Genomic DNA, 11,979 nt, shown 5'->3' on the forward strand with positions numbered 1-11,979 from the left:
CTCTGTCCGTACCCCCGAGGGGGCGCCTGAGAGTTTCGCCCGAGTGTTGAGCCGGGCTTGCACCGTCGGCGGGGCCGCCAGGCTGTGACCTGGCGAACCACTTTCCAGAGGCGTCTCTTCCGCGCGGTCCAGGGTGCCTGAGAGGTTCCGGGGAGGACTTGCTCCTTCGGCGCCGAGCTCAACGGTTATCGGCTCGGTCTCTCCCGCGCGGATTCGTCGACCGCGGAAGTAGCCTACCCTGCCGCTCGCGCGGCCTCATGATCAGCCGGTGCGACGGGCGTTACGGCGCTGCGTGAGCTCGTCGGGTGTGACCGTTTCGATCACGCCGCCGTCGGCCCGCTCGGCCGGGAACTCGTGGATGGTGCCGCTGATCTCCTGCATCGCGCCGCTGACCGCGATACCGAAGACACCCTGCCCGCCCTGGAGTAAATCGACGATCTCTTCGGGCGAGGTGCACTCGTAGACGGTGGTGCCGTCGGAGAACAGGGTGACCTTGGCGAGGTCGCGGACGCCGCGCAGGCGCAGGTGGTCGACGGCGACGCGGATGTTCTGCAGGGAGACACCGGTGTCCAGCAGCCGCTTGACCACCTTCAGGACGAGGATGTCCTTGAACGAGTAGAGCCGCTGCGAACCGGAACCGTGCGCCGTGCGGATACTCGGCGCGACCAGCTTCGTGCGGGCCCAGTAGTCGAGCTGCCGGTACGTGATCCCGGCGATCTGGCAGGCGGCGGGGCCGCGGTAGCCGACGAGTTCGTCCGGGAGGGAAGAGTCGGGGAACAGCTCGCCCTGCTCGCCGTCAGCGACCGGAACGAGCGGCTCTTGAGGGCTACCAGCCTCGACCACGCCATGCCTCCCCTCGCCCGACCTGGCGGCCGGCGAACAAAGCCGCGCGGACCCACGGGAGTCCGCACCGGAGTTCCTCGTCAAGACGGATGCCCCAGACATCCGAATCACACCTTGGCGATTCACCTTCATTGACGGTAAGCGCGTCCGGCAAACCGGTCAACGCGACGCGCGGTCGGCCTCAAGCTCTTCTTGAGGCTTGTCGAGGACAGTCCCCCGTTCGGCGGCATGGTTGCCGGATTTACTCGACCGTGTTAATTTTTACTCATGCAAGTAACTCCCTCCACGCAGAGCGCCATGCAAGAGGTCCAGGCGGAGCTGGGGCTTTCGGTCACCGAGGCGGCCCGGCGGGCACAGATCATCGGGGCCACGATCGCGACGATCTCCGATCTCGGCTACCACAAGACGTCGTTCGCGAAGATCAAGGAGCGGGCCGGGCTGTCCAGCACCCGGATCATCTCCTACCACTTCACCAACAAGGCGGGCCTGATGCAGGCCGTGGTCACCACCGCGACCGGCATGAAGGACAAGTTCCTCGAAGAACGGATCCAGGGCACGACCGATCGCGCCGGGCTGCTGCGCGGCTACATCGAGTCGGAGATCGCCTTCCTCGGCTCGTACCCGGAACTGGTGCGGGTCATGGTCGAGATGGCTTCCAGCGGCTCGGACGCCGAGGGCTGGTTCATGTCGGCGCCGCTCGTCGAGGAGTTCCGGACCGGGCGGCTCGAACGCCAGCTACGCCAGGGCCAGCAGGAAGGCGCTTTCGGCGACTTCGCGGCGGACGTGATGGCGTTGTCTATCGCGCAGGCCATCGACGGTGTGGCGGCGAAGTTCGCGGCGGACCCGAAGCTGGACCTGGAACGGTACGGCCGGGAACTGGCGGACCTGTTCGTCAAGGCGACCGCGGCCTGAGTGCCCTAGGTCCCGGGGGTCGTGAGTGGCGATTCGTGTTCTAACCCGAATTGTCACTCACGAGTACTCGGCACCGGTTGTGACCGCTGGTGCGGGTGGGGCAAACGGGCGACACGGACCGGCGATTTCACGTGACCGACGGACGACATGCGTGATCAGGCGGACGACACGCGTGAGCCGATGGACGACACGCGTGTTCGGGCGGACGACTCGCGGCGGGGGCCCCTTCACGAAGTCCGTGGCCGCCGCGAACCGCATTCAGAGGACTAAACGCATATGAAGAAGGGGCGGCACCAGCAGGCGCCGCCCCTTCCGTCAAGTCTCGGGATCAGGTGTCCGCGCCGCGGAAGTCCTCCGGCGAGACCGAGTCGAGGAACTCGCGGAACTTCTCGACCTCGTCCTCCTGCTCGTCGGGGATGATGAGGCCCGCCTCCTCCAGCACCGCGTCGACGGCGTGGATGGGCACCCCCACCCGCAGCGCCAGCGCCACCGAATCGCTCGGCCGCGCCGAAACCCGGATGTCCCCGTCGAAGACCAGTTCCGCGAAGAACGTGCCTTCCTTCAGGTCGGTGATGACGACCTGCTCCAGCTCACGGCCCAGCGCTCCGATGACCTCCTTGAGCAGGTCATGGGTCAGCGGACGGGCCGGGCGGACTCCCTGCTGCTCCAAGGCGATGGCGGTGGCCTCGACCGAGCCGATCCAGATCGGCAGGTAACGCTCGCCTTCGGTTTCCCGCAGCAACAAGATCGGCTGATTCGCGGGCAGCTCCACCCGCACGCCGACGACGCGCATCTCGCTCATCGGGCTTCGCCTCCCTCTCGTGCGCACGGGCCGCAACGCTTGTCTCGACGACCAAGCGACGGTAGTCCCGACGCTACCCGTCTTCCGAGCGCTGTGCTCGCTGTCTCCGACATTCCTGGTTCGCCACTGGCAAACCCGACTCTCACGGTACGGCATAGGGTGCCGAACATTCAGGCATTGACAAGTGGCCTCACAACGGCTCCCGGTCCCCCGGAACCGTTCAACCGCCCGTGACAGCCCGTATTCCGGCTTTCACCAAGAGCGTGTGCAACGCCACGGTCAAGGCGGCGAGCTCCCGGACGACCTCGTCGCCCCGCGCCTTGGCGTCCTCGTCACGATGCCGATACACCGGGGTCACGATCTGCTCCAGCAGGCCGACCTCGCGATCCGCCGCCGCCCGGAAGGCACGCAGATGTCTCGGCTCTATACCGAATTCGGTCATCGCTTTCACGGTCTTCGCCACGAGGACCGCGTCGGGGTCGAAGAACCCCGCCGCGCCCGGGCGCACCAGACCGTATTGCCGCAGCTCAGCCAGGGTGGCGGCGTCGATGCCGGCCTGGCGGAGCAGATCTTCCTCGGTCAGCCGGATCTCGCGATCGGTCTCGAAGTCCCCGGGGGACGGCAATCCGCCGTTCTCCCCGGGGGCGTCGAGTGAAACGAGTTTCCGCGGCAGCCTCGGCATCCCCGCCTCGGGCGTGGCACCCCGATCCGCCGCGTCCAGCTGTTCCTTGATGACCTTCAGCGGCAGGTAGTGATCCCGCTGGGCGGACAGGACGAACCGCAACCGCTCCACGTCCGCCGGAGCGAACTGCCGGTACCCCGACGGGGTCCGGCCCGGCTGGACCAGACCCTCCGCCTCGAGGAACCGGATCTTGGAGATGGTGACATCGGGAAAGTCGCCGCGCAGCTGTGCCAGCACGGCCCCGATGCTCAACCCATCGCGCTGCGACGCATCCCGATCAGGCCGCCCGGCCGCCGTCACCGTGCCCCCTGGCCCCCGGATCCCGGGCCGGTCAGGAAGACCAGGCGGAACTTGCCGATCTGCACCTCGTCGCCACCGGCGAGAACGGCCTGGTCGACCGGCTCGCGGTTGACGTAGGTGCCGTTGAGGCTGCCGACGTCGATGACGACGAACTCCCCGCCTTCACGGCGGAATTCGGCGTGCCGCCGGGAGACCGTGACGTCGTCGAGGAAGATGTCGCTGTCCGGGTGCCGTCCCGCGCTGGTGGTGTCGCGGTCCAGCAGGAAGCGCGAACCCGCGTTCGGGCCCCGCTTGACGACCAGCAGCGCGGAACCCGCGGGCAGCGCGTCCACACCCTGGACGGGGGCCTCGGCAGCCGGAGGAGCCTCAGTGCCTTCGACGTCGGCCAGGAAGTCGGCCCGGAAGACAGAAGTCCGCTCCGGAGACTGCTCCGGGGGAACGCCGGGCCCGTCGTTCGTGCTCACCTGAGCTCTCCTAACGCATGTGTGTTGCCACTACTCAAGAACGTGTGGAGGTCAAACGTACCGTGCCTGATCGAATCTCCGGCCCGCGGCTCCCCCTACTCTTCCCGAAGGGCCGCGGCCTGCGGCTATTCCTTGATCAGCGCCTGGTACGCCTCGGCCTCCAGCAGGGATTCCACCGAGCTCGCGTCGTCGAGCCGGAGCTCGATCAGCCAGCCTTCGCCGTACGGGTCGCTGTTGATCAGCTCGGGCGACTCGGTCACCGCGTCGTTGACCGCGACCACCTCGCCGTCGAGCGGGGCGAACAGCTCCGAAACGCTCTTGGTCGACTCGACCTCGCCGAACGCGTCGCCCGCGCCGACCTGCTTGCCGACCTCGGGCAGTTCGACGAACACCACGTCACCGAGCTGGTCCTGGGCGTACTCCGTGATGCCGACGCGCACGAGCCCGCCGTCGCGCACGGAGACCCACTCGTGCTCCTCGGTGTACCGCAGTTCTTCTGGAGTGGACAACGCCGCTCCCCTTTCTGATGCCCTCACTCGAAACCGACGCGCGCAGTTTCGCATCCCGCCGGGTCACGCGCCCGGCGCCTCCCGCAAGGCGGGCGTCCGCAGGGCACGCACGGTCTGGACGACGTACAGCACGCCCGAATAGACGTACAGGACCGCACCCCACGCCGTGAAGGCGTAGCCGATCGGCCGGGCGATCGCGGCGATGTCGGAACCGCCCTGGGTGAGCAGCAGGAACGGGAAGGCGTACATCAACACGAAGGTGGCACCCTTGCCGATGTAGGTGACCTCCGGCGGAGCGAACCCCCGGCGCCGCAGCAGCAGGACACAGACGCCCAGGACGGCCTCGCGGACGACCAGCGGGACCACCAGCCACCACGGGATGATGTCGCGGATCAGGAACGCGATGAGGGTCGCGAGGATGTAGAGCCGGTCGGCGGCGGGGTCGAGCAGCTGGCCGAGCCGCGACATCTGGTTGAGCCAGCGGGCGAGTTTGCCGTCGAGCCAGTCGGTGAGCGCGCTGAACACGAGCAGCGCGAGCGCCCAGCCGTCCTCCTTCGGGCCGAGGAGCAGCCACAGGAAGACCGGCACTCCGGCGAGCCGGAGGATCGAAAGCATGTTGGGGACGTTCAGGGCCTGCCGCAGCAGGGAAGGTTCTTCGCTGGTCACGCTCGGTTCGGGGGGCGTACTCACCCGCTCAGCCTAGCCAGCGGCGGCAGGTCCTCCCGCGTCAGCTGGCCCGGGTGTGCGTCCAGCCGCGGCGTTGCAGGTCCGCGCTGGTCAGCGCCACGGGCCTGCCCCGGTGGTCGGTGCCCATCCAGCGGTGGTGGCCTGCCGAGCTCTCCAGGACGTACGGGCGGCCGCCACACCAGACGACGGTGCACGGTGCCGTCGGGGGAAGCTCCGTGCTCGCCGGTGCGGTGGCCTGGGGTGACGCGGGGTCGGTCTGTTCGTCGGTTTTCATCGCTCTCACGGTTTCGGTGACGGGGACTGGGACACGCCGGAGCGCTACTTTCCTTTTCGGCAGAACGGGGCCGCGCGTTAACGGCTCGACGCCGGATTCGTCCGATCGGTTCGCGACGACAGCAGGGTGTTGCCGCGCCGTGAACGGCATATTAATTGTCCACAGTGGACACTGATTGAGCGGTCCTCACGTATCGCGGCGGCGGGGGCGCGATAGCCTCCCGCGAATCGAACGTGGCTCAATGCCACGACATCGGGCCCGGCCGGGTCAGAATGGGCCGGCCACGACCGGCCGACGAAAGGATCGCCTTGCCCGTCTCGACGACCACGGGAACGTGGCGGCGCCTGTTCGCGGTCTGTGCCGCAGTCGGAACGCTCGCCGCCTGTTCGGGCGAAGACCCGCCACCGCCCGTTACTTCGATGCCGGTCTCGCCGTCCTCGCTCCCGCTGAGCGCTTCCCCCGTTTCGGTGCCGCCGATCCCGTCGCAAACCGCGCCGAACCCGTCCGCCGCACCGGCTCCCGCCCCGAAACCGAAACCCGCTGAACCGGTACAGGGTTCCTGCGGAACGGTGACCGCGGCGAGCGGGCTGACCTTGCAGGTGCTCAACGGGCCCGGCGTCTCCTGCGCGGAGGCGACCGGGATCGTCGATTCGTTCCACAAGAGGATCGCCGGACGTCAGTCCGCGGACTCGGACGAACCGGTCAGCGAGACCGTGGACGGCTGGCTGTGCGTCTCCGGTGCTCCCGCCGCCCAGGGCGGCACGAGTTGCGGCAAGGGCGAGCAGAACGTGTTCGCCGCCGTCGTTCCCGTCGAATGAACCATCCCCGAGAAGAAGGGCCCATGAAGAGCCTCGCCGTGCTTCCCGCCGCGCTCGCCGTCGTCCTGCTGAGCGGCTGCGGCGCCGATCCCGCCCCTGCGGCCGCGCCGTCGCCCTCCCCTTCGGCCGACCAGGTCCTCGCCGGAACACCGTGCGGTGAAGTCGCCGGCCTCCAAGGCGCGAAGAACAAAGTCGTGGCGCGCGGGAAGACCGACTGTGCCGAAGCGACCCGAGTGCTCACGGACTACTTCGCCAAGCTGACACCCGCCGAAGCGGCGTCGCCGCAGGGCCCCGGGCCGGTGGTGATCGGCGCCTGGACGTGCGGGAGCGGGCCGAACGATCCGGTGACGAGCTGTTCGACCGAGGACGAGCGGCAGATCGAAGCCACCCGGGGCTGAGCACGGCAGGCGGCGTCACTTCCCGCGACGCCGCCGGGTCCGGTCCATCCGGTACAGGACGCCGAGTCCGATCAGCATGCCCAGCAGGACCAGGCCGCACAGCGCGACCATCCACAGGCTCAAGACCCGATTCGACCTTGACGGGTAAGCGAATCCGTCACCAGCGAAGACCCTGTCGCCCACCGCGACCCTGTCGCCGTCGATCCTCCCGCGACCGGTGCGCCCGTCGTCGAACCTCCACCCGGCCTCGCAATAGGGAAACCGGCCGCTCATCGGCGGCCCTTCCTCGACGCATCCCGGGACAGCGGTGACCGTGACGTCCTCGCCGGTGTCCAGCTCACGCACGCGGTCGGCGATCGCTCCGCCGACCACCCACAACAGGAAAACGAACGGGATCCCGGCCAGCAGCATCCGGGAAGGAACCCTGGGTTTCCGCGGTTCACCTGACAAGAAAGTCCTTTCCGTTCGGTCGTTCCAGGCTATTCACCGGAGCGGCGGAGCGGCACGGGATTTGTACCCACCCCCTTGCCACCCGAGGTAAGAGTCGTCTAGACTCAAACTATGCTCACCAGGGAAGAAGCCGTGAAGGCGGTCGAGGACACGGCCGACGCGGCCGCGCTGTTCGCCCGCCATCGCTACCGCGAACTGGCCGCCGTGCTCCACCCCGACCGCAACCCCGGCGACGCGCGGGTGCACCGCGCGGCCGCCCTGCTCAACCGCCTCCACGACGAGTGGAAACGGGGCAGGCGGCAGACGGTCACCACGGCGACGTCGGCCTACACCCTGGTCGCGCCGCACGCGGTGGGCAGTGTGGCCACGACCTACCGGACCACCGGCCCGCATCTGGTCAAACTCGTCCGCGATCCGGCGCTCAACCCGCTGATCCACGCCGAATGGGAGGCGTTGCGCGCGCTCGACGGCTTCACCGAACGGCACCGCTGGCTCCGCCCCTACTACCCGCGCCTGCTCGACACGTCGGGGCCGGTCGCGAGGGGCGACCGCGCGTTCAGCGTTCTCGATCCGCTCGTCGACGGCTTCATCACTCTCGCCGACATCAAGAAGGCCTTCCCCGGCGGGCTCGACGGCCGCGACTACGCCTGGATGCACCGGCGTCTCCTGCGTGCCGTGGCGGGAGCGCATCGCGCCGGCGTCGTCCACGGGCATCTCACCGCGGACAACGTGCTCGTCCATCCCGGACAGCACGGCATCGTCGTCGTTGGCTGGTCCTTCGCCGTCGAGGGCGGTGCGCTCCCGCTGGCGGCGGACAAATCCGTCGGCTACCCACCGGAAGTCCACAAAGGACTGCCGATGACCGCGGCCACCGACGTCCACATGCTCCACACCTTGATGCTGGAACTACTGGCACCAGGCGAAACCCGCCAGCGCGAGTTCGCCAAGTGGTGTCTCCAGGAGATCCCGGCACAGCGACCCGAGGCCGCCGATCTGCTCGACGAGTACGACGAACTGCTCGCCGACCTGTACGGCCCTCGCACCTTCCGACCGTTCACCATCCCCGAGACAGGAGCCTGACCATGGGACACGGACACTGGGACGACAACGCCTACGCCGCCGCGAAGACCTTCCGCGCGGCCAAGGGCGAGGACGATTTCGGCTACACCGCCGATCTCCGCTCCAAACCCGCGAAGGAATGGAAGGTCGCGCCCGCGCTCGACCCGCTGAACGCCGTGCGGGAATGCCGGGATTCGGCCGACCACACCGATTCGACGCCGATCGCGGTGCTGTTCGACGTCACCGGGTCGATGCGCCGGGTGCCGAGGATCATGCAGGGCAAGCTCGGAAAGCTGCACGGCCTGCTGAAGCGCCGGGGCTACCTGGCCGACCCGCAGGTGCTGTTCGGCGCCATCGGCGACGCCGACAGCGACCGGGTTCCCTTGCAGGTCGGGCAGTTCGAATCGGACAACCGGATGGACGAGCAACTGCGCACGATCTTCCTCGAAGGCGGTGGCGGCGGGCAGAAGAGCGAGTCCTACGAGCTGGCCGCGTACTTCATGGCCCGCCACGTGGTGACCGACGCGTGGCAGAACCGCGGCCGCAAGGGCTATCTGTTCATCATCGGCGACGAGCTCAACAAACCCGCGCTGGAGGCCCGCCACATCCGCCGGGTGATCGGGGACGACGTGCGGGAGGACATCGACCCGGCCTCGGTGTACCGCGAACTGGCGCGCAAATGGCACGTCTACTTCGTGCTGCCGAACCAGTCCTCGTACTACAACGACCCGCAGATCGGCGAGCACTGGAGCGATCTGCTCGGCCAGAACTTCCTGAAGCTGGACGATCCCGGCGCGGTGTGCGAACTGATCGCCGCCACCATCGGGCTGGAAGAGCGGGTCGTCGACGTCGATCGCGCGCTCGCCGACCTCGCGGACGTCGGTTCGGTCGCCGAAAGCAAGGCGGTCGGCAAGGCGCTGGCGAGGCTGGGTACCAAATCGGTCGTCACCTCGGCCGTACCGGAGCCGGACGGGCCGAGCGACGTGGTGCTGCGATGAGTCTCCTGGACGGTCACGTGGTGGTGGTCGGGCTCGGCTTCGGCGACGAAGGCAAGGGCGCGGTGGTCGACGCGCTCTGCGCCGCCCGGCCCACCACCGCGGTGGTCCGCTTCAACGGGGGCGCGCAGGCCGCGCACAACGTCGTCGTCGACGGGCGGCACCACACCTTCAGCCAGTTCGGGGCGGGCACGTTCGCCGGCGTGCCCACCCATCTGTCGCGGTTCGTGCTCGTCGAGCCGTTCGCGCTGGCCGCGGAGGCCCGTCGGCTCGAAGCGGCAGGTGTCCGGAATCCGCTTTCACTGCTGAGTGTCGACGGCCGGGCGTTGCTCACGACGCCGTTCCACATCCACGCCAACCGGGCCAGGGAGGAGGCCCGTGGCGTGAACCGGCACGGTTCGTGCGGCAAGGGCATCGGCGAGACCGTCTGGTACTCGCTGCTGCCCGGCGCCGCGCCGGGTGACGTCGTGGAGAGCCAGGAGGTGATCGGGACGCCGGGGGAAGCGCCCACGGTCGCCGACTGCGCCCGGCCGACGGTACTGCGGCGCAAACTGGACGCGCTCGCGCGGTTCTACGCGCCGCTCGCCACGCCACCTCACAGCGTGGGCGAACTGGTGGCGCTGTACCGCGACTTCGCGGGCGCGGTGCGGATCACCGACGGGGACGAGACGGGGCGGCTGGCGGATTCCGGGCGGCTGGTGTTCGAGGGAGCGCAGGGGGCTCTTCTCGACCAGTACCACGGATTCCATCCGCATACGACCTGGTCGACGACCACGCCGCACAACGCCCGCACCCTGCTGGGCGGCCGCCCGCACACCGTCGTGGGGGTCACGCGGACCTACCTCACCCGGCACGGCGCGGGGCCGCTGCCCACGGAATCCGCCGCCGTGCTCGCTCGTTTTCCCGAGGCGCACAACGAAACCGGCGAATTCCAGGGCGCGTGGCGGGCGGGCCATCTCGACGCGGCCCTGCTGGACTACGCGATCGCGGCCTGCGACGGCGTGGACGCGCTCGCGGTGACCCATCTCGACGCGACCGGGCTGAAGGTCGTGCCCCGTGACGGCTCCCCCGCCGTCGACCTGCCGGATCCACTGGCGTGGTTCGGCGCGCGGCTGCCGGTGGCCGTCACCGGGTACGGCCCGGACAGGGCCGGTTACCGCGTCGCGGAGGCAAGGTCGACAATCTACGCGTGATCGAGTCGACGCCGGTGTCCGTTGACGTGCTCGTGGTGCGGTTCGCCCCCGGCACCCGGAACGTACTGCTGGGAATCGCGCCGCGGGCGGCCGAGCCGTTCGAGGGGGAACTCGCGCTGCCCGGGGTGCTGCTCGGGCTGGGGGAACGGCTGAGGGAGGCGGCTAGCCGGGCGGTGGTGGGCAAACTCGGCCTGCCGTCCGACGCGGTCTCGGCGACGGGACAGCTCGCCACCTTCGACGAGCCGAACCGTGATCCGCGCGGTCCCACACTCTCCATCGCCTTGTGGGCCACGGTGAATCCCGCGCTCGACGACCCGGGGAACGTCGTGTGGGTGCCGTTGGACGAGGTCCCTCCGCTGGCTTTCGACCACGACCGGATCGTCGCCGACTGCCGTCCGATGCTGGCCGAACGGCTGTGGCGGGACGTCGCCTTCACCGCCGGGCTGCTGGGACCGATCTTCACCACGGCACAGGCGCTGGACGCCACCGAAGCGCTGACCGGGGACCGCCCCTATCCGGCCAATCTCGGCCGGACCATGGAGCGGGTCCCCGGTTTGCGGCGTACCACCGAACACGCGGCCGCCCTCCCCAAGGGAGGACGGCCGCCGTCGCTGTGGCGCTGGGAGTGACTCAGATCCCGCAGGAGGGCGCCGACCAGAACCGGCTGGAGCGGTGCGCCACGTGCGTGTGATCGTCGTGGCCGGGGTAGCCCGGCCCGAGGATCTCACTGAACCCGTGGTTGCGGGCCTGCTTCGCCAGCCCGCAGAAGCCCTGTGAGCCGGCACCGAGGTCGACCGCGTCGCCGTAGAGGTGACGGCTGTTCGTCGCCCCGCCGACGGCGTTGTTGCAGGCGACGCTGCGGAAGCCGCCGTTGACGTCGATCGGCCGGTCGCCCATGGCGTGCCGCATCGCCTGCAGCTTCCACATCGAGACCAGCGCGTTGGCCTTCGCCGTCGCCGGCGGGACGTTGCCGCCCGACCAGTCGGAGTTGCACCGGTTCAGTTCCGCGTAGGTGAAGTTGACCGGCGTGCAGTCGTCGTCCTGCAACGCGTAGAGCTTCGAGAACGTGGCCGAACCGGCGATACCGTCCGCGGCCAGCCCGTACGCCTGCTGGAAGCGGGTGACCGCCGCCTTGGTCCCCGCGCCGAACTGGCCGTCGAGGGCGAGCACGCCACCGTAACCGGGGTACCCGGCGACGCGGATCTGCAGTTGCCGGACGTCCTCACCGGACGCTCCCTCGGACAGCGTGCGTCCCCAGGAGTAGCAGGCGTCGGCGACGGACATTTCGCCCGGCGTCACCGGGCCTGGATCGGCGGCGGCCGGGGTGGCCACCGCGGTACCGAGCCCGGCCACCAGGGCGAGCATCGGCAGGAGGAAACGAATGCGCATGACAGGAACACCTTTCAAGCAGGGAAGGTGAGACCCGTGACCCCCACGGGTTGTCAACGATTCACTGCCGAGGATGCTAACGCGGTTCCCGTTGCCGCACTGTGGGTCGTTCGACCCACACGATGAGCCTGCGTGGCCTCGTGAGTGGCGAGGACGGGTGGTTCCGTGGGGTCCACACACCAGGCCCCGGGGGGTGTCTTATAA

The 11,979-nt window shown here is 69.0% G+C and carries 16 protein-coding genes and 1 riboswitch; of the genes, 7 read left to right on the forward strand and 9 right to left on the reverse strand.

Annotated elements, in window-relative coordinates:
* Positions 1-114 precede the first annotated feature (114 nt).
* Positions 115-216, reverse strand: a riboswitch (glycine riboswitch).
* Between the two features lie 45 nt (positions 217-261).
* Positions 262-843 (reverse strand): MerR family transcriptional regulator, encoded by a 582-nt coding sequence (locus ACFWIW_RS16645; protein WP_005150040.1) that lies wholly within the window; start codon positions 841-843, stop codon positions 262-264.
* 297 nt (positions 844-1,140) lie between these two features.
* Here ACFWIW_RS16645 and ACFWIW_RS16650 point away from each other — a divergent pair, with 297 nt between their 5' ends.
* Positions 1,141-1,755, forward strand: coding sequence for a TetR/AcrR family transcriptional regulator (locus ACFWIW_RS16650; RefSeq protein WP_378369369.1), 615 nt, complete (start codon positions 1,141-1,143; stop codon positions 1,753-1,755).
* A 328-nt stretch (positions 1,756-2,083) separates the two neighbouring features.
* On the opposite strand, the gene ACFWIW_RS16655 is transcribed toward ACFWIW_RS16650, so the two are convergent.
* The 6 genes from ACFWIW_RS16655 to ACFWIW_RS16680 form a co-directional block, all read right to left on the reverse strand.
* The gene (locus ACFWIW_RS16655; RefSeq protein ID WP_005150031.1) at positions 2,084-2,557 is read right to left on the reverse strand and encodes a bifunctional nuclease family protein; all 474 of its coding nucleotides are present in this window, start codon (positions 2,555-2,557) and stop codon (positions 2,084-2,086) included.
* Positions 2,558-2,777: 220 nt separating this feature from the next.
* On the reverse strand, positions 2,778-3,539 hold the full coding sequence (locus ACFWIW_RS16660; RefSeq protein WP_378369248.1) for a MerR family transcriptional regulator: 762 nt from the start codon (positions 3,537-3,539) through the stop codon (positions 2,778-2,780).
* Positions 3,536-4,003, reverse strand: a complete 468-nt coding sequence (garA, locus tag ACFWIW_RS16665) for a glycogen accumulation regulator GarA (protein WP_016334077.1) — start codon at positions 4,001-4,003, stop codon at positions 3,536-3,538. The genes ACFWIW_RS16660 and garA overlap by 4 nt, the downstream gene beginning before the upstream one ends.
* A 125-nt stretch (positions 4,004-4,128) precedes the next feature.
* Entirely contained in the window at positions 4,129-4,512 is a 384-nt protein-coding gene (gene gcvH / locus ACFWIW_RS16670; protein WP_192744476.1) for a glycine cleavage system protein GcvH, read from the reverse strand.
* A gap of 63 nt (positions 4,513-4,575) precedes the next feature.
* Complete coding sequence (locus ACFWIW_RS16675) at positions 4,576-5,202, reverse strand: CDP-alcohol phosphatidyltransferase family protein (RefSeq protein ID WP_378369249.1); 627 nt, start codon at positions 5,200-5,202, stop codon at positions 4,576-4,578.
* A 37-nt stretch (positions 5,203-5,239) separates the two neighbouring features.
* The gene (locus tag ACFWIW_RS16680; protein WP_007032622.1) at positions 5,240-5,473 is read right to left on the reverse strand and encodes a hypothetical protein; all 234 of its coding nucleotides are present in this window, start codon (positions 5,471-5,473) and stop codon (positions 5,240-5,242) included.
* Between the two features lie 308 nt (positions 5,474-5,781).
* On the opposite strand from ACFWIW_RS16680, the gene ACFWIW_RS16685 reads away from it, so the two are divergent.
* Positions 5,782-6,291, forward strand: coding sequence for a hypothetical protein (locus ACFWIW_RS16685; RefSeq protein ID WP_378369250.1), 510 nt, complete (start codon positions 5,782-5,784; stop codon positions 6,289-6,291).
* 23 nt (positions 6,292-6,314) lie between these two features.
* Positions 6,315-6,689: a hypothetical protein gene (locus tag ACFWIW_RS16690; RefSeq protein WP_378369251.1), complete on the forward strand. Its 375-nt coding sequence runs from the start codon at positions 6,315-6,317 to the stop codon at positions 6,687-6,689.
* 15 nt (positions 6,690-6,704) lie between these two features.
* Here ACFWIW_RS16690 and ACFWIW_RS16695 read toward each other — a convergent pair whose 3' ends face one another.
* Positions 6,705-7,139 carry a hypothetical protein gene (locus tag ACFWIW_RS16695; RefSeq protein ID WP_378369252.1) on the reverse strand — a complete coding sequence of 145 codons (435 nt, stop codon included), beginning with the start codon at positions 7,137-7,139 and terminating at the stop codon, positions 6,705-6,707.
* Between the two features lie 111 nt (positions 7,140-7,250).
* Here ACFWIW_RS16695 and ACFWIW_RS16700 point away from each other — a divergent pair, with 111 nt between their 5' ends.
* From ACFWIW_RS16700 to ACFWIW_RS16715, 4 genes are read left to right on the forward strand one after another with little or no spacing between them, the layout of a single operon-like run.
* The gene (locus ACFWIW_RS16700; RefSeq protein WP_378369253.1) at positions 7,251-8,219 is read left to right on the forward strand and encodes an adenylate cyclase; all 969 of its coding nucleotides are present in this window, start codon (positions 7,251-7,253) and stop codon (positions 8,217-8,219) included.
* A gap of 2 nt (positions 8,220-8,221) precedes the next feature.
* Complete coding sequence (locus ACFWIW_RS16705; protein WP_378369254.1) at positions 8,222-9,196, forward strand: hypothetical protein; 975 nt, start codon at positions 8,222-8,224, stop codon at positions 9,194-9,196.
* The gene (locus ACFWIW_RS16710; protein ID WP_378369255.1) at positions 9,193-10,386 is read left to right on the forward strand and encodes an adenylosuccinate synthetase; all 1,194 of its coding nucleotides are present in this window, start codon (positions 9,193-9,195) and stop codon (positions 10,384-10,386) included. The genes ACFWIW_RS16705 and ACFWIW_RS16710 overlap by 4 nt, the downstream gene beginning before the upstream one ends.
* The gene (locus ACFWIW_RS16715) at positions 10,383-11,015 is read left to right on the forward strand and encodes an NUDIX domain-containing protein (protein WP_378369256.1); all 633 of its coding nucleotides are present in this window, start codon (positions 10,383-10,385) and stop codon (positions 11,013-11,015) included. The genes ACFWIW_RS16710 and ACFWIW_RS16715 overlap by 4 nt, the downstream gene beginning before the upstream one ends.
* Position 11,016: 1 nt before the next feature.
* On the opposite strand, the gene ACFWIW_RS16720 is transcribed toward ACFWIW_RS16715, so the two are convergent.
* Positions 11,017-11,775 (reverse strand): D-Ala-D-Ala carboxypeptidase family metallohydrolase, encoded by a 759-nt coding sequence (locus ACFWIW_RS16720; RefSeq protein WP_378369257.1) that lies wholly within the window; start codon positions 11,773-11,775, stop codon positions 11,017-11,019.
* Between the last annotated feature and the right edge of the window lie 204 nt (positions 11,776-11,979).

The sequence above is a fragment of the Amycolatopsis sp. NPDC058340 genome, from assembly GCF_042723975.1.
GTDB lineage: Bacteria > Actinomycetota > Actinomycetes > Mycobacteriales > Pseudonocardiaceae > Amycolatopsis.

Bases quoted from the DNA above. Each gene is read 5' to 3' on its own strand.
- ACFWIW_RS16650 (WP_378369369.1), top strand. From the start codon at position 1,141: ATGCAAGAGGTCCAGGCGGAGCTGGGGCTTTCGGTCACCGAGGCGGCC.
- ACFWIW_RS16655 (WP_005150031.1), bottom strand. From the start codon at position 2,557: ATGAGCGAGATGCGCGTCGTCGGCGTGCGGGTGGAGCTGCCCGCGAAT.
- ACFWIW_RS16680 (WP_007032622.1), bottom strand. From the start codon at position 5,473: ATGAAAACCGACGAACAGACCGACCCCGCGTCACCCCAGGCCACCGCA.
- ACFWIW_RS16690 (WP_378369251.1), top strand. From the start codon at position 6,315: ATGAAGAGCCTCGCCGTGCTTCCCGCCGCGCTCGCCGTCGTCCTGCTG.
- ACFWIW_RS16700 (WP_378369253.1), top strand. From the start codon at position 7,251: ATGCTCACCAGGGAAGAAGCCGTGAAGGCGGTCGAGGACACGGCCGAC.
- ACFWIW_RS16705 (WP_378369254.1), top strand. From the start codon at position 8,222: ATGGGACACGGACACTGGGACGACAACGCCTACGCCGCCGCGAAGACC.
- ACFWIW_RS16710 (WP_378369255.1), top strand. From the start codon at position 9,193: ATGAGTCTCCTGGACGGTCACGTGGTGGTGGTCGGGCTCGGCTTCGGC.
- ACFWIW_RS16720 (WP_378369257.1), bottom strand. From the start codon at position 11,775: ATGCGCATTCGTTTCCTCCTGCCGATGCTCGCCCTGGTGGCCGGGCTC.